This window comes from Chitinophaga sp., from assembly GCF_039596155.1.
Classification (GTDB): domain Bacteria; phylum Bacteroidota; class Bacteroidia; order Chitinophagales; family Chitinophagaceae; genus Chitinophaga.
Genome location: NZ_JBCNKF010000035.1, coordinates 34,673 through 51,699, shown reverse-complemented (window position 1 = coordinate 51,699; position 17,027 = coordinate 34,673). Strand labels below are relative to the sequence as shown.

Genomic DNA, 17,027 nt, shown 5'->3' with positions numbered 1-17,027 from the left:
CGTCCTTGTGGTCGTTATCCACACAGGATTAACCTTCCAGCGCAGCTGCACCACTCACGATCTCAGTCAGCTCAGTTGTAATCGCTGCCTGACGTGCACGGTTGTAGCTGATCTTATAGTTACGCAACAGCTCATTCGCATTCTCAGTTGCTTTATCCATCGCAGTCATACGCGCACCATGCTCAGATGCATTCGCATCCAGCATTGCTTTGTATAACTGGGTATTCAGGATCTTAGGCATCAACTCAGCAATCAGGGTCTGCTTTTCCGGTTCAAAAATGAAGTCAGCTTTAGCAGCTTTCTTACCCTTGCCAGCTGGAACTTCCTCCTCTACCTTAGCGATCGGCAGGAACTGTTCAGCGATATAGAACTGAGTAGCCGCATTTTTAAACTGGCTATAAATGATCTCAACAGCATCATATTGACCGCTGGTGAAACCTTCCATAGCAGTTGCAGCCGCTTCTTTTACATGATCGAAATCCAGGTGAGCAAACAGGTGCCAGTAAGTATCGTTCATCTTGTAACCATTCTTACCAAAATGCTCCCAACCCTTCTTACCGATAGGCAGGATAGTTACATGACCTTTCTCAAACTGTTCCTGGTACTTTTCACGGATCACCTGCTTAGTCAGCTTGATCAGGTTTGAATTGTAAGCACCACATAAGCCCCTGTCCGAGGTAATAACAATCAATAATACCTTTTCAACAGGACGCTCTGCTGCCAATGCCAGGTCAATGCTGCCTTCACTGTTGGAAACAATGTTTTGCAACATCTCCTGCAATTTAACGGCATAAGGACGCATCAGTAAGATAGCATCCTGCGCACGACGAAGTTTAGCAGCACTCACCATTTTCATGGCCTTAGTGATCTGCAGGTTAGACTGTGTGGACTTAATTCGGTTGCGAACTTCTTTAAGCTGACCGGACATAATGTTTTATGTATTACGTAAAGTTTATATGACTAAAAGCCCTTTGGGAGCTCCTGAATTTGGCTGCAAAGGTAATAAAAACAAATTAAGATTCGTAGGATTGTGGATAGTTTGGTGGAGAAGAGGCATTGATCCTCGTCATATAATCATAAATGTGTATAATTGCTTGCAACAATAAAATAATCCTTTCTCGAAAGCCCCTTATACCCGCTAATTGCACGGATATTTTCCTGGCAATCTACCTGAATAACCTAATTATCAGCCCGGTAATTCATAAAAACCTATTTCTTCACCTCTTCCGGCGGTGAATCCGTCCAGGTTTCCTTCCCTTCCTTATCCACAAATCCTACCCTTCCGTTTAACTTCACCAGTCCTCTCCCGTTCTGGAAAATGATCGCATTATCATACTTAGGCGCAATCACGGTTTTATTAGCCATATCAATAAAACCAAATTTACCGCTCACGCCAATGGGAGCAACCCCCTCGTTAAAGTTCCCCACCCTGTCATACATAATAGGAATCACCACATCCCCCTTGTCATTGATAAATCCAAACTTGTTCTCCTGCTGCACCCAGGCCAGCCCATCCTTAAATGGACCCACCTTATCGTATTGTGCACCAATCACCTTCCCGGTTTGCAGGTCCGCCCGACCACACTTATCCCCATTGTAAATAAGTACACTATGATGACTCACTCCACTGATCATGTCATACGCCGGTTTCAGGATCACCTTCCCTTTGCTATTCACCATTCCATATACTTCTCCTACTCTGATCCTCGCATATCCATCCCGCTCCGGTTTCACTTCGTCATATACCGGTGCTACCCACTCCTTTCCGGTACTGTCCAGTAACCCCTGCTTCTGCTTCCTGCCCACGAAAAGAAACTTTCCTTTTACCCAGGCTGTGTCATACTTATAAGCAGTATGTTTTCCATTTGCAAACACAAATCCCTGCTTCCCTTTCACCTTTACAGGTGCCACCCCATGCACAAATTCACCCACTACATCATATTGAGCAGGAATGATTTCCTGGCCAGCAGCATTGTTGAAGCCATATTTTCCACCTTTCTGGAATTTTACCAGCGTATCAGCTTGCTGTGCATGGGCAAAGAATGCCGGGCATAGGAGGAAAGAGAGTAGGAAATATCGTTTCATAGGAAAAGGATTGTATACCAAAAATAATAAATATCATCGAATTATGAATAAAAAAGGCCTGTACCCTAAAGTGAAGTGCCCCTAAAAGTGTATAACCTTTTGGGGGCACTTCAAAGTAAGATACAGACCGCATGTTTTCTAAAAAATGTGCGCATTCCCGAATACATACTACCCGGCGGAAATACCTATCACGCTAAATCATCTGAAGCAATAGTTGTACGGCGACATAGTCGCTTTATCAATTTCCCATCTCCTTACAACCTGATCTCCGTTCCCAACACCTTTAAAAAAGCTGCTATCCACTGAGGATGTGCGGGCCATGCCGGCGCAGTCACCAAATTTCCATCCGTTACCGCTTCATCTACATTCACATTCGCATAATGCCCTCCCGCCATTGTCACCTCAGGCCCTACAGCCGGATACGCCGTCAATGTTTTTCCCCTCACCACATCCGCCACTGTCAGAATCTGGATACCATGACAAATCGCCGCTATCGGTTTATCCGCATGTGCAAAATGCCTGACCAGTTCAATCACTTTCGAATTCAATCGCAGGTACTCAGGAGCTCTTCCTCCTGCTATCACCAATGCATGGTAGTTCTCAAACTTCACATCCGCAAAGGATGCATTCAGAATAAAATGATGCCCGCGCTTTTCACTATATGTCTGGTCTCCTTCAAAATCATGAATGGCAGTAATGATCTTATCCCCTGCTGATTTATCAGGACATACTGCATGTACATTATGACCTACCATCAGCAGCATCTGAAAAGGGACCATCGTTTCATAATCTTCTGCATAGTCTCCGGTGAGGAAGAGGATGTTTTTCTGAGCCATGAGAATAGGGGGTTTAAAGGTGAGATTTAAAGATAGTGAATAAATTTTTTTATCAACAGGTGAAACCTTTTTACAATGAAAAGCAACTAATAAATAACAAGAAAAACCAATTTTATGGAGACACAATTCGACGAAGTCATTTTGCTGATAAAACAAGCAAGAAGCAATGCCATTAAGCAGGTTAATATTGAGTTGATCAATTTACACTGGCAGGTAGGAGCATATATAAGCAGCAAAGTTGCTAATGCTATTTGGGGTAACAAAACGGTAGCTGAATTAGCAGCACATATTGAAAAACATCATCCGGATTTAAAAGGTTTCACCAAAAGAAACCTGTACAATATGAAGCTATTCTACGAAACCTACCAACCAACACTAAAAACTGATAACCAATCAGATACAATTGTGCAATCAGCGATTTCACAATTTAAAGGAATTGATATAAAGAACACTGACCTGGTTAAATTAGGTTGGACACATCATCTTGTCTTAATTTCCAGAACCAAATCTCTGGAAGAACGTCAGTTCTATTTAAAACTCACCATCCGTGAAAACTATTCAGTCAGAGAATTGGAGCGTCAGATCAATAGTTGTTTATTCGAAAGGGTAATGCTTGGCAATACCAACCTCCCCAAAAATATCAAGTCTAAACAGAAAGACATCTCTAATATCTTCAAAGACAGCTATGTTTTCGAGTTCCTCAATCTACCAAAACCTCACAATGAAAAAGATCTGCAAAAAGCACTCATCAAAGGCATCAAAGACTTCATCATTGAATTAGGGAAAGACTTCCTCTTCATAGGAGAAGAATACAAAATCCAGGTAGGCACCAAAGACTTCTACATCGATCTGCTTTTCTATCACCGTGGCTTACAATGCCTCATCCCATTCGAATTAAAAGCAGATGAATTCAAACCTGAATACCTTGGTAAATTAAACTTCTATCTCGAAGCCCTGGATAGAGACCATAAAAAACCGCATGAAAATCCAAGCATTGGCATCATGCTTTGCAAAGGGAAAAATGATGATGTAGTTGAGTACTCCTTAAGCAGAACACTCTCCCCTGCAATGGTAGCCGACTACCAAATGCAACTCCCGGATAAAAAATTACTGATGAACAAATTACACGACATTCTCTCATAAACAAATAAACAAACAATCTCAATTGTGCAGACGCTGTCTGCACAATTGAGACCTATAAAAATCAATACCCCGGGTTCTGCCCAAACTCATTACTACTCCGATCAATCTGATCCTGCGGAATCGGCCGCAACAAATGCTTCTCCTCTATATTCGGCCCTCCCTGCGGATTATGCAACCGTACCCGCTCTAACAACTTCCCCGTCCTTACCAGGTCAAACCACTGCAACTGCTCCCCTACCAACTCTCTCCCCCGCTCATCCAATATAAAATCAATACTCAAATCCGCCGCCGTAATCTTCATCGCCTCCTGATGCGCCGCCGTCTCCACATCATTCGCCCCCACCTTCGCCGCACGCACCCGCAACGTATTGATATACCCCACTGCCGTCGCATTATCCCCCTTCTTCATATACGCCTCCGCCGCGATCAAATAATCCTCCGCTAACCTAAAGGCTATAAACGGCCGCACACCCGACGCCTGGTTATCCGGCCTTAACGCATCCGCAAACTTATTCAACGACGGATACAACTTCTCCGTATAATTCCTCGGTGGCACATACAAATACTTCTTACCCGCAATCTCCGCATCCGTCACATCCACGCCCGGCATATACACCGACGTATCCCCCACCTTCAACTTATCTGTCGCCGTATTACAAAACCATACCCGCTTAAAAAATTTCTCATAACGACTATCATTCACCCGATCCTTATACAACGTATCCAACAAAAACTTCGTAGGCCTGAATCGCTTCCAGGGCGTACCATTCGCCAGATCCCGCTTCATCCCTGCCAACACATCATACTGCATCAAAAAGAACCTGCACGCATTATTATCCGCCGAATTATACAACGCATCATTGATATACTGCACCGCAAACACCGTTTCATTATTCCGCTCATTCCCCTGTGCCCACACCTGTCCTACATCCGGCAACAACTGAAAACCATACTGAGAAATTACACGCGTTGCATAGAGCGCCGCACTATCATAATCCGTACCCACCGCCGACTTTGAAGAAGCACGCGTCAAATAAACACGCGCCAGCAACTGCTCCGCCGCCGGCTTCGTCGCCCTTCCCCAGTCCGTTTGCGATACCGGCAACACCGAAGCTGCATATTGCAAATCACTGATCACCGCCCCATAAACCGCCGCCACCGGATCACGATGCGCCTCCGTTGCTATCGATGTATTCTCCTTTAAATTCAACGGCACCTCGCCAAACAACTGCAACAGGATAAAATAATAATTAGCCCTGCAAAAACGCGCCTGCGCCACCCCGGATACCTTCACAGCTGAATCTAATCCCTGTATCGCATCCGCCCTCGTCGTCACTACATTACACACATTGATCGCTTGGTAAAACCCATTCCAGATCTCCCTCAAATGCGCATAACTAGGATTCAACTGCGATGTATACTGATTCGCAAACTTGAAATCTCCATCCGATCCATTTGTATACGTATCCGTTCCAAACACACTCACCGTCATCCCACGCTCTGTACTGTAAAAGTTTCTCAGGCCCGCATACCCCGCACTCACCGCCGTCGAAAACCCGGCCGGCGTGTTGTAAAAATCATCTGTCACATTCGTCACCACATCCTCATCCAACATCTTATTACACGATACCACAACTATTAATATTAAAAACAGGAACTTTTTCATCTTCAATAATTTTAAAATTAAAACGTTGCATTTACACCAAACTGCAGCATCCATGTTGCCGGCGCATCAATACCGATCGTATTCACATCCTCCGGATCTATCCCCTTCCACTTCTGCCTGTAAGGAGCAATGATCAATGGCTGCTTTACATCCACCGAAAACCGCAGGGACTCCATCTGCCACCTGTCCATCAGTTTCTTCGGCAAAGCATATCCCAACCCGATATTCCTGATCTTGAAATATGACCCGTCAAAATAACTCAGGGTATTGTAGTTATTCGGCCGCTCCTGGTTCGAGTTTGGACGAGGAAATTCATTCGAAGGATTTTGTGGCGTGTAGTAATTCACATCCAGGTTATTATATCGGCCAAACAAGGTGTTATAGGTTGCATAGAAATCACTCTTGATCATACTTCCCATTCGTGCAAATGCAACGATCGATAAATCAAATCCCTTGTAACTAAAACGCTGCGTCATACCTCCAGACCACTTGGGCTGTGATGACCCCAGGATCACCCTGTCTTTATCTGTAATCGCTTTATCATTATTCACATCTGCCAGCTGAATCTCTCCCTGGTGTTGCTTATACACCTGCGCCGCCGCTTCCGTTTGCCAGATGCCCACTTTCTTATAATCATAATACACATAAGTAGGCTGCCCCACAAACCATCCGTTACCAATATCCTGTGTCTTGCCTTCGCCTAATGCCAGGATCTTTTCTCTGTTGATAAAGAAATTCACATCCATGGTCCAGTTAAACCCACTCTTCGATTCTATATTCACTGTCGAAATGCCCACTTCTATACCCTTGTTCTGCGTCATCCCCGTATTCTCTAACACATAATCAAAACCATTACTGAACGGCAGGAATTTCTGTAATAACAGGTCTGTCGTCTTCTGCTTATATACATCCACTGTACCACTGATCCTTCCCTTCAGCACACTAAAGTCCAGACCAATGTTCGTAGATGTCGTCGTCTCCCACGTCAGGTTAGGATTACGTAATAAAATGGGAGAATACCCCAACGTCCCCTTGTTATTAAACGAATAAGTTGTTCTTCCCAGCAAACCCTGCGTGGCGTAAGGAGGTATACCCGTATTACCGATCTTACCATAACTCGCACGCAGTTTTAAATTATCAAACAAGGTGCTACCTTCCATAAACCGCTCCTTCGTTATATTCCAACCTACAGCCACCGAAGGAAAATATCCCCACTTATGCCCCGGTGCAAAACGGGAGGAACCATCTGCCCGTAAAGTAAGTGTGACAAGGTATCGGTCATCATATCCATAGTTCACACGGCCCATGTAAGACAGGATGGTCCAGGTACCCAGACTACTCCCTATCCCTGTCACATTTGCAGCCTGCCCTAAACCATAATATTCCTGCCACTCCACCGGAATCCCTCTCACCGAAGCAGAAGAACTGTCCTCCCGCTGGCGTTGTACACTGTATAATGCAGTTACACCTACATTATGTTTCCTGTTAAACGTCTTGTTGTAAGTCAGCAGGTTTTCTACTGTATATGCCCATACAAACTGGCTTTGTTTCGTAGCTGTTGCATCTCCTCCTCCAATGAGTAAATCAGTACTGTTCTTTCCCAAAAACAATCCATAGTTATTCTGTTGCAGATCTGTACCTACATTCAGGCGATATTTCAATCCATCAAGAATAGTCACTTCACCATACAGGCTATTAAAGAAACGCAGGTGATAGAGGTTCTCCACCCTGTTGCCCGGTACATAATTCAACAATGCATTCGGCTGCTGGTTATCCCCGGTCGGGTAGGTAATGAGCTTTCCATTGGCATCATAAGGATCTGCAATCGGCAACATCTTCAATGCATCGCCCATACCATTGTAACTACTGCCTTTGCGTGTGCTGTAAGCAGCCAGCATAGAAGTACCCACAGTAATACGTTTATTGATCTCCTGGTCCACTGCTACATGCAGGTTGTAACGTTCGTAACTCTGTAACTTCAACACGCCCTGGTCCTTGAAGTAACCACCTGTTACCGCATACTTCGTTTTATCAGTTCCTCCACTTACCCCCAGCGAATGCCGGGTTTGCCAGCCTGGACTGATCAACAACTCCTGCCAGTCTGTATTTACACCTCTCTTGATGTTGGCCAGCTCTGTAGCATTAAAGATTTTGGCGTCAGACGCATCCGGGTTGTTATCATCATAGCCACCCGTAGTCCGGTAAGCTTCCCGCTTCATGTCAACATACTGCTGACTGTTCATCATATCTGTGCGACCCAGTGCATGCACATAACCATACAGACCGCTATAACTTACCACCGGTCTGCTCCCACTTTTTCCTTTCCGTGAAGTGATCAGTACTACACCATTTGCACCACGTGATCCATAGATAGCTGTTGCAGAAGCATCCTTGAGAATGTCCATGGAACTGATATCCGAAGGATTGATATCATTCATCGCCCCTGCGAATGGGATGCCATCTACAACATACAATGGATCATTTCCCGCAGAAAGCGATCGGGTACCTCTTACCCTTACCCGGGGTTCATCACCGGGCTTGGCACTGTTATTAATCACGTCGATACCAGGCGTCCTTCCCTGTAGCGCCTGTTGTGCATTTGTAACCGGCACTTCCATGATTGTTTTGCTGTTGATAGAAGCAATAGACCCGGTTACATCTTTCTTTTTTTGTTGCCCATAACCAACAACAATGACCTCTTCGAGTTTTTTGTTGTCTTCGGCCAACTTCACATCAATCGTTGTTCTGTTGTTGACCGGAATTTCCTGTGGCGAATAACCAATAAATGAAATGACAATGGTGGCGCCGGGCGAGACTTTTAGCTTATAAGCCCCCATGTTGTCAGTGACGGTTCCGTTCGATTTCCCTTTTACGGCTACCGTAGCCCCGATAACAGGACTACCATCTGGCGATGTCACCCTTCCCGTGAGATTGACTGGCTGTTGTGCACGAATGAGGGTCCCCAGCAATAGCAGGTACAGGAGTATCACTCCCGTTTTCGATAACGTGTTTTTCATTACGTAGAATTTTAGAGTAACAGAATAGTGATCAACGTTTATTTTGAGTGTACAATGACCTCTTCTTCCCGGCAGTTAACAACTACAGTTTCATTCTTTAAATAGGTGCGCTTTTATCCTAAGGTTTTTCTAACAATTCCGGGTCGAGGCAATACAAGTTAAGTAGATTCGTTATAAATTGCAAACGATTGCATAACTTTCAGTGAAGTTAGCACTCCTTGTTTAGAAAGGAAATTCTACCGCTCATCACATAAATAGTGCAATCGGTTGAATAAATGGGTGTTATTATTTATTTTTAAAACTAGTTTTGGTTCAATGTTATGAAAAACACGTTACTGGTCTGTAGTGTCCTGCTCATCAGCAGTTGGGCAACTGCACAAAAGAAAGCTCAATGGCATTCACTCTACAATGGTAAGGACCTCACAGGATGGAAAGAAGTAAATGGGACAGCTACCTATGAGGCCAAAAAAGATGAGATCGTGGGCACATCCGTTACAGGAAGCCCTAATTCCTTTCTTGCTACCGAAAAAGACTACGGTGATTTTATTCTGGAGCTGGAACTCAAACTTGATGCGGAAATGAACTATGGTATTCAATTCCGTAGCGAAAGCAAGCCTGACTATAACAATGGCCGGGTACATGGTTACCAGATGGAAGTTGACCCCAGCGACAGAGCATGGAGTGGTGGAATATATGATGAGGCGCGCCGTGGCTGGTTATATCCGCTGGACCTGAATCCGGGAGCGCAAAAGGCGTTCAAAAAGAAAGACTGGAACAAATATAGAATCGAGTGCAGAGGATCGGAGATCAGAACATGGATCAATGGTGTTGCCTGTGCACATGTAATTGACGACATGACACTCAAAGGCTTTATAGCACTGCAAGTACATCAGATCTATAAACCTGAAGATAAAGGGAAACAAATTCACTGGCGTAATATCCGCATTTTGGAAAACCCGGATGCTTCACAATATTCTCCTTACGATAATATCTATGTGGTGAATAATGTACCGAACACGGTTTCTCCTCAAGAGAAGAAAAACGGGTATGCTTTATTATGGGATGGTAAAACATCCACCGGTTGGAGACGGGTGAATAAACAGGATTTCCCAACCACCGGCTGGACCATGGAAGATGGTTTACTCACTATCCACCAGTCTACAGGCGATGAAGAAGGTTCTGGTGGTGACATCATTACTGACAAACAATATGGCGCATTCGACCTTGAGTTCGATTTCAAACTCAGCGAAGGCGCTAACAGCGGTGTCAAATATTTCGTAAAAGAAGACTACGATACCAAAGGGAAGTCAGCCATAGGCCTTGAATACCAGGTGCTGGACGATGAGCGTCATCCCGATGCCAAACTTGGCCGTGATGGTAACAGAACGCTGTCCTCCCTGTACGACCTGATACCAAGGAAAAAGGATGCTAACCAGAATGCATTTAGAAAGATTGGCGAATGGAACCATGGCCGCGTGATCGTGTATCCAAATAATCATGTGGAACATTGGCTGAATGGCATAAAGATGGTGGAGTATGAAAGAGGGTCCAAAGAATTTAAAGACCTGGTGGCGATTTCTAAATACAAAAATTGGAATAACTTTGGTCTCTGGCCAGAAGGGCACATCTTACTCCAGGATCATGGAAATACCGTGTCCTTTCGTAGCATAAAAATCAAAAATTTAAAATAGGTTAACAAGTTGCTTTTAATTATTAACCTAATTTTGCAGCGGGTATGTAAAGCCGAAGTCGACCGTTATGTGTAAATTTCTAGTGATACCAGGCTGGAGCTTAAACGATTGAGTCATCCGGCAATCATTTGGAAATGATAGAAATTGAGCTGATAAGTACCTGATATTAATAAGTTTTCATTGTTCACTGTTCTATATAAAACATTCCGATTCTTCGGAGTGTTTTTTTATTTTTAGCCCATCCGTACACATCAACAAAATCAAAAGATAAATGCTGTTTAAAAAACACTATCTCCTGCTGCCCTCGATACTGTTGGCAGTAGCTTGTGGTCAACCCGGCAGGAAATCTGGCAATGATGCCGATTCTCTGCACCACCTCGTTCAACAGTACTACGATGACAGAATGAAACTGTTTCCACTGGAAGCAACAATGAATGGAGAACATCAGTATGATAGCCTCCTGCCAATTGATATCAGCGAGCACTTTCGTCATCATGCCGATAGCTTCTTCGCCAGCTACGAAACAGCACTCCAGGGCGTAGATACTGCCGGCCTTACACCCAATGACCTGATCAGTTATCTCATGCTGCAGCGGGACCTCAGCCTTAGCAGGGAACGACTGAAATTTCCTGACCATTACATGCCCTTTGATCAGTTCAGTGGCCTTACACTGCAACTGCCCCTGTTAGGTTCCGGCGCTGCCGCACAACCTTTCAAAACGGATGACGACTACCGCCACTTCATGTCCCGCATGAAAGCATTCTCTGAATGGGCAGACACCGCTATCGCCAATATGCGCAAAGGCATGGAAACAGGGGTTGTTTTACCAAAGGCTCTGGTGGTAAAAATACTCCCGCAACTGGCAGACATCGCCAAAAAAGATACCGGGAATGTATTCTACGCACCCCTCAGAACACTGAAAGACACCGCACTGGCAACAGCTTACAAGGCAAGTATTGAACAGTACATACTACCTTCCTATGCACGCCTGCATGACTTCATCGAAAAAGAATACCTGCCCAAAGCCCGCACTACCAGCGGATATGGTGCCCTGCCAAACGGTAAAGAATGGTATGCACTCTACAGTAAATACTGGACAACCACTAACCTGACACCCGACGAAATCTTTGCAATCGGTGAGAAAGAAGTGGCCCGCATCAAAGGAGAAATGGAACAGGTCATGACAGAAACAGGCTGGAAAGGCGATCTGCCCTCTTTCTTTAACTACATCAGAACGGATAAGAAATTCAAAATCTTCTCCACACCAAAGCAGATCCTGGATAGCTTCGCTGCAATCAAAGACCGGATTATGCCTAAGGTAAAAGAGATGTATGGCCACCTGCCAAAAACACCTTTTGAGATCAGGCAAACAGAAGCATTCCGCGCAGCCTCCGCAAGTGCAGAATATATGCAGGGTGCCGCAGATGGTTCAAGACCTGGTGTCTTCTACGTACCTATCCTGAATGCAAAAGAATTTGGATATACAGGTATGCAATGCCTGTTTCTACACGAAGCAATACCCGGTCACCACTTCCAGATCTCTATCCAGCAAGAGAACGATTCGTTGCCTAAGTTCCGCAGATTTAACTGGATCGGGGCATATGGGGAAGGTTATGCACTATATTGCGAAAGTCTTGGAAAAGAATTAGGAATATATACAGATCCCTACATGTACTTCGGCAGATTAAGCGACGAAATTCACCGCGCCATCAGACTCGTTGTGGACGTGGGTTTACACTACAAAGGATGGACCCGTGAGCAAGCCATCAAGTATATGCTTGATTATGAACCAACCAGCGAGCAGGAAGCAACAGCAGAAATAGAGCGTTATATGGCATTGCCGGCACAGGCTTTGTCGTATAAAATTGGCGAAATGAAAATCCGCGAACTGAGGAAAAAATATACTGCTGAGTTGGGCGATAAATTTAACATTAAAGATTTCCACGACGAATTGCTGAAAGATGGTTGCGTACCATTGGACGTGCTAGAAGAAAAAATGGCAAGGAAATTTAAATAAATAGCTATTTACCTTTTGCAGGATGCCCTCACCCTGCAAAAGGTAAATATTATAATAAAATCTATACACCCCAATTAATGTACAGCTTCCTGATATTGCGGATTTAACAATAAAATATGTATCTGCTTTGAGAAAGAATACTTAAATTTATAGTGGGAATTTTATTATTTCAGGGAACACGGAACCTTTGAGGTTTTAGGACGTTGCCACATCACTAAGATACTCTTCTATAACGAAAGCTATTCCTTCAACGAGCCTTTTACCATTTCACGTTTTAAAATTATTGCACGCTTGTGTGAACATTGCGCTTTATAATTTCACAGAGAGACGTTTTAATATTTCACTGAGAGATAGGAATTTTTATTAAACTTTTAAGCTGCCAGTATTATGTTTGACATGACCCTTAATTACTGCCTTGCTTTCCCTGCCGTTGTGCGGGAAGAGAAGTGGGATGACGATGTACGGTTTTCCGTAGGTGAAAAACTCTTTTGCATGATCTCAAAGAGTTCTCCTCACCAGGTTTCCCTGAAATGCAGGTTGGAAGATTTTCACCGCCTCATTTCTCAACCGGGCATTGTACCTGCCCCCTATTTGGCCCGTTACCACTGGGTACAGATCAAACAATTGGACACGTTACCTGTACCGCAATTACAAGCCTTATTACAGAGTGCCTATGACCTGGTGGTAAATTCATTGCCACCGGAAGAAAGGGCGCAGATTATGCGGGAGCAAAGGGTATAACAAACCCTGGATTTTTTGTGGTAGGAAGGTTTGCGCCTGACGCTGGCAGCGTTAAGGTCCCCTATATACCCCTTAAAATATTAAAAGCTTTTACCCATGCAGGTAAAAGCTTTTTTATTTGGTGGGTGGCCCAGGGCCGACATTTTAAGAGAAAACAGTGTAGATGATATCATACACCCCGAAAACGATCAGTGTACACGCAAACACCTTCTCCAGTAATGGTGACTTCATCTTCACCGCCGTTTTGGCCCCTAAATAAGAAGAGGGGATAGCAGTCAATGAAAGCAACAATGCAATATTCCAGTCAATATGGCCCAGGTACCAGTGCGCGATTGCCCCGGGTATAGAAAGTATCGCCGATAATACGATAGAACACGCCAACGCCTGCTTAATAGGCATCTTTAAACGCTTAATAAAGAAGCTGCTGAACAATACACCTCCGGCATTTGCCAGCAAACCCGATAATAGCCCAATGCCTGTAGCCGCCACAATCATTAAACCTGTGTGAAACTCATTGTCTGCAGGTACATCAGTACGCTTTTTCCTTAAAAAAGAAATCAACAAACTCGTACCAATCGCCATGATGAACAAAGCTGTACAGATCATCAAAGTTTCACCCTTCAGGTAATGACTGAAATAAGCACCTAATACAGTAGCAGGCACGCCAAATAATGCCCCCAATCCTATCACTCTCTTATCAAACAGTTTCTCCTTACTATAAACTGCTGTCGCAGAAATTGTACTCGTAATAGCAGCTGGTAATGGGGAAGCCAGCGCATAAAAGGGATTAATCCCGGCAAATATCTGTAACGCTGGTGTACTCACAGCACTACCTCCTTTGCCCAGTAAACCGGAAAGATAACCCACGATCAATCCGATGGATAATATTACCCAATAATCAGTCTGTTGAAATAACGCAATCATATACAGGTTAGACACACACGTGCCGGTTGGCAGGTCGTCGGTTGGTTTTGATGAATTTCCTTTTTAGCAAATAAGTGTCGCGGACAAGCCAAAAGTACAGTGTTGGCGCAGGTTCAACAAAATAATCAGGGTCATTAGGTCATTAATAAAAGTTATGGGATATAACTTTAGGTTATAATTCTGACTGTCTTGAGTTTGAAGGGGAATAGCCTACCAAGTCTAGGAATTATAGGAAATCAGGGGATTTGGTAGCCAATCCCCTGACAACCCATTTATTGCATTGTTTGCCAGATCACATCGTACACATCTACTGCTTCCACCGGGCTTGTCTCCTCCCCCCTCGCAGTGATCAACACCGGGTGATACCGGCTATCTTCTGAAATACGGCCATGAGAACCTTTGATTAAGGTCGCATCCAGGGGAATCACATTCATGAGATACCGGAAACCCAATTTCTTCTTTAAAAGCTTAAAACCTGCCTTTAACTTGATCAAAGGATCTGCAGGGTTCATAAACATCTCTACCGGATCATACCCCGGCTTACGATGAATATCCACCAATCGCGCAAAATCCGGTGCCTTGGCATCATCCTGCCAGTAGTAATAGGTAAACCAGCTATGGGTATCTGCTACCAGCACCAGCTCACCACTTCTTGCATGATGCATATTATGCTGACGCTTGCCTTCGCGATCCAGCACCAGCTGTATACCCGGTGTGTTTTCCACAATCCCTCTCACCTTTTTGTATACCGCAGGATCATTGATATACACATGCGCGATCTGATGATCTGCTACCGCAAATGCCTTGGAAGCACCTGCATCCAGCAGTTCCAGTCCCCGCTCAACCCTGACCGCAATCAAACCTTCCTGACGGAAAATGCGATTCAGGTGGATCGGGTTATTCACATTGGTGATTCCATATTCTGAGAGAATGATCACCCGGGTATCCTTCTTTTCATAATGTGTAACAAGTTGTTTCACGACTTCATCTATCTCATGCAGCTCCTTGCTGATGCGGGGCAGATCCTGTCCAAACTTTTGCAGACAATAATCCAGATGCGGCAGGTAGATCAATGTCAGCGTTGGATCGTACATATCATCTGTCATCACCGAAGCATCGGCAATCCACTGGGTAGACCGTATGTTTGCACCTGGCCCCCAGAACTGAAACAGCGGGAACGTGCCCAACTCCTTTTGCAAATGATCACGCAATGAAGAAGGATGTGCATAACAATCCGGTGCCTTACGGCCATCAGATAAATACTGCGGGCGAGGTGTCACAGAATAATCTGCACTGGAATACATGTTGTACCACCAGAACATTTTGGAAACAGTGAAGTCCGGATCGATCCGCTTCGCCTTTTCCCAGATTTTAGGAGACTCCACCAGCTTATTTGATTGTTTCCAGAACTTCACTTCACAATCCTGACGGTCATACCAGCCATTACCTACAATGCCATGCTCCGCAGGCCATTGCCCGGTGACATAAGTACTTTGTACTGCCGTGGTGACCGCAGGCACCATCGGCTTAATTGTGCGCAACTGGTGCTGCTGTACATAGGCCTTCAAAAAAGGCGTATGCTCCCCAATCAGAGAGGAGGAGAGTCCTACGACGTCAATAACAACTGTCTTTTTCATGATCGTTGAGCCATTCTTAAGAAAAAAATCGTGCTCAAATCTATACTTCCTTTTTCTGAATTCCAAGCTGTTCCATGACCCAGCTAACTTCACGGGAAACTGATTGATCCATAGGCAGTTTTAACTCCGCAGGGAGTACTCCCCAGGTATATGTTTCAACTTCCATATGCTGCGTAAACAATTGTTCACGCTGTAATTCCAGTACTTCCCGGATATCCGACTGGGTGGAGTATAAAAGTTCGTAGTGTTCTAAAAATACGGGTACATGGAAATGTGAACGCCACTCTACTACCTCCCTGTTATTCACGTCTTCCAATGCCTGAGGCAGATCGGGATAATGCAGAAAATCTCCATTCGATTTCCTGGCTATTACCTGGTGTAAATAAGTCGGTTCATTGAACGTACTGAATGCCTGCGCCACTGCATTCCTTTCTGTCGGCGCCGCTGGCATAGCCGCTTTCAGTGCTGCACTGATCTGTAACTTTCCTACCTTCAGCCCGTACTCTTTCAACTTACCTAGTACAAATACCGGTGACTCGTACACCAGCGCAAAGTGGCATACGTCATAGCATAACTGGATATGCCTTTTTATGGCTGCCCCGGCCTCCTTTTCACTCATATCAAACTGGTCCAGCAGGTAGTTGATACCTAAAGGCATCAGGTAAGCAAAGTACCAGTCAATATACTCCTGTATATTCTCCATCAATCCATCCGGCTCCGGTTCTATATCCAGGTGCATGACAGGACCACCTGCCCGATGAATTCTTACTAACTGTCCCAGTACCTGCAGCATATTCAATGTCGCAGTTTCCATCGCCGCCTCCGGATCATCATGCCATAATTTGTATGACAATGGCGCAGTAGAAATACCGCCTTCCATCCCTGCCGGCAACAACGCAGCGAGAATGCGGAACAGACGACTCGTATACTCCACACGATCAGCCGTTGTCCAGTCAGGCGTATGCACCTGGTCCTTCACCACTGTATGATGAAAACCACCGTATGGAAAACCGTTCATTGTAAATACATAACAATCCTGTTCTTTCAGCCATTGCCTGAAAGCGAGCAGATTCACTTCTTTAGACAGCTCCAGACTGGCGGTGTTAGCCAATCGCAAGCCAATACCAAAAGGTTGATCAGGAGAAACAACTGATTTAATAGCGGGAATATATTGTTGCAATTGCGCGAAATGATCCGGCCAGGTTTCACCCGGGTGAATATTCGTGCAATAGGAAAGATGACCTGTAACTGTTCGCATGAAATTAGTTTT

12 protein-coding genes are annotated in these 17,027 nt (G+C 44.7%); 4 read left to right on the top strand and 8 right to left on the bottom strand.

Annotated elements, in window-relative coordinates; translation table 11 throughout:
* Positions 1–28: 28 nt before the first annotated feature.
* From atpG to ABDW33_RS26360, 3 genes are all read right to left on the bottom strand, one after another.
* Positions 29–928, bottom strand: a complete 900-nt coding sequence (gene atpG, locus ABDW33_RS26370) for an ATP synthase F1 subunit gamma (RefSeq protein ID WP_343693103.1) — start codon at positions 926–928, stop codon at positions 29–31.
* 281 nt (positions 929–1,209) lie between these two features.
* Positions 1,210–2,085, bottom strand: a complete 876-nt coding sequence (locus tag ABDW33_RS26365; protein WP_343693102.1) for a WG repeat-containing protein — start codon at positions 2,083–2,085, stop codon at positions 1,210–1,212.
* A gap of 254 nt (positions 2,086–2,339) precedes the next feature.
* Positions 2,340–2,921 (bottom strand): DJ-1/PfpI family protein, encoded by a 582-nt coding sequence (locus ABDW33_RS26360; RefSeq protein ID WP_343693101.1) that lies wholly within the window; start codon positions 2,919–2,921, stop codon positions 2,340–2,342.
* Between the two features lie 114 nt (positions 2,922–3,035).
* Between ABDW33_RS26360 and ABDW33_RS26355 the strand changes: the two genes are divergently transcribed.
* Complete coding sequence (locus ABDW33_RS26355) at positions 3,036–4,064, top strand: PDDEXK nuclease domain-containing protein (RefSeq protein ID WP_343693100.1); 1,029 nt, start codon at positions 3,036–3,038, stop codon at positions 4,062–4,064.
* Positions 4,065–4,125: 61 nt separating this feature from the next.
* Here ABDW33_RS26355 and ABDW33_RS26350 read toward each other — a convergent pair whose 3' ends face one another.
* Together ABDW33_RS26350 and ABDW33_RS26345 are read right to left on the bottom strand one after the other, a co-directional pair.
* The gene (locus ABDW33_RS26350) at positions 4,126–5,730 is read right to left on the bottom strand and encodes a RagB/SusD family nutrient uptake outer membrane protein (RefSeq protein ID WP_343693099.1); all 1,605 of its coding nucleotides are present in this window, start codon (positions 5,728–5,730) and stop codon (positions 4,126–4,128) included.
* Positions 5,731–5,747: 17 nt separating this feature from the next.
* Entirely contained in the window at positions 5,748–8,747 is a 3,000-nt protein-coding gene (locus ABDW33_RS26345; RefSeq protein WP_343693098.1) for a TonB-dependent receptor, read from the bottom strand.
* Between the two features lie 320 nt (positions 8,748–9,067).
* Here ABDW33_RS26345 and ABDW33_RS26340 point away from each other — a divergent pair, with 320 nt between their 5' ends.
* The 3 genes from ABDW33_RS26340 to ABDW33_RS26330 all read left to right on the top strand — a co-directional run bounded on the left by ABDW33_RS26340 (position 9,068) and on the right by ABDW33_RS26330 (position 13,196).
* Positions 9,068–10,438, top strand: coding sequence for a DUF1080 domain-containing protein (locus tag ABDW33_RS26340; RefSeq protein ID WP_343693097.1), 1,371 nt, complete (start codon positions 9,068–9,070; stop codon positions 10,436–10,438).
* A gap of 271 nt (positions 10,439–10,709) precedes the next feature.
* Positions 10,710–12,455 carry a DUF885 domain-containing protein gene (locus ABDW33_RS26335; protein ID WP_343693096.1) on the top strand — a complete coding sequence of 582 codons (1,746 nt, stop codon included), beginning with the start codon at positions 10,710–10,712 and terminating at the stop codon, positions 12,453–12,455.
* Between the two features lie 396 nt (positions 12,456–12,851).
* On the top strand, positions 12,852–13,196 hold the full coding sequence (locus ABDW33_RS26330) for an MmcQ/YjbR family DNA-binding protein (protein ID WP_343693095.1): 345 nt from the start codon (positions 12,852–12,854) through the stop codon (positions 13,194–13,196).
* A gap of 144 nt (positions 13,197–13,340) precedes the next feature.
* Here ABDW33_RS26330 and ABDW33_RS26325 read toward each other — a convergent pair whose 3' ends face one another.
* The 3 genes from ABDW33_RS26325 to eboE form a co-directional block, all read right to left on the bottom strand.
* A complete protein-coding gene (locus tag ABDW33_RS26325) occupies positions 13,341–14,120 on the bottom strand; it encodes a sulfite exporter TauE/SafE family protein (RefSeq protein ID WP_343693094.1) in 780 nt (259 codons plus the stop codon).
* A 272-nt stretch (positions 14,121–14,392) separates the two neighbouring features.
* Entirely contained in the window at positions 14,393–15,757 is a 1,365-nt protein-coding gene (locus ABDW33_RS26320) for a nucleotide pyrophosphatase/phosphodiesterase family protein (RefSeq protein WP_343693093.1), read from the bottom strand.
* Between the two features lie 40 nt (positions 15,758–15,797).
* A complete protein-coding gene (gene eboE, locus ABDW33_RS26315; protein WP_343693092.1) occupies positions 15,798–17,015 on the bottom strand; it encodes a metabolite traffic protein EboE in 1,218 nt (405 codons plus the stop codon).
* Between the last annotated feature and the right edge of the window lie 12 nt (positions 17,016–17,027).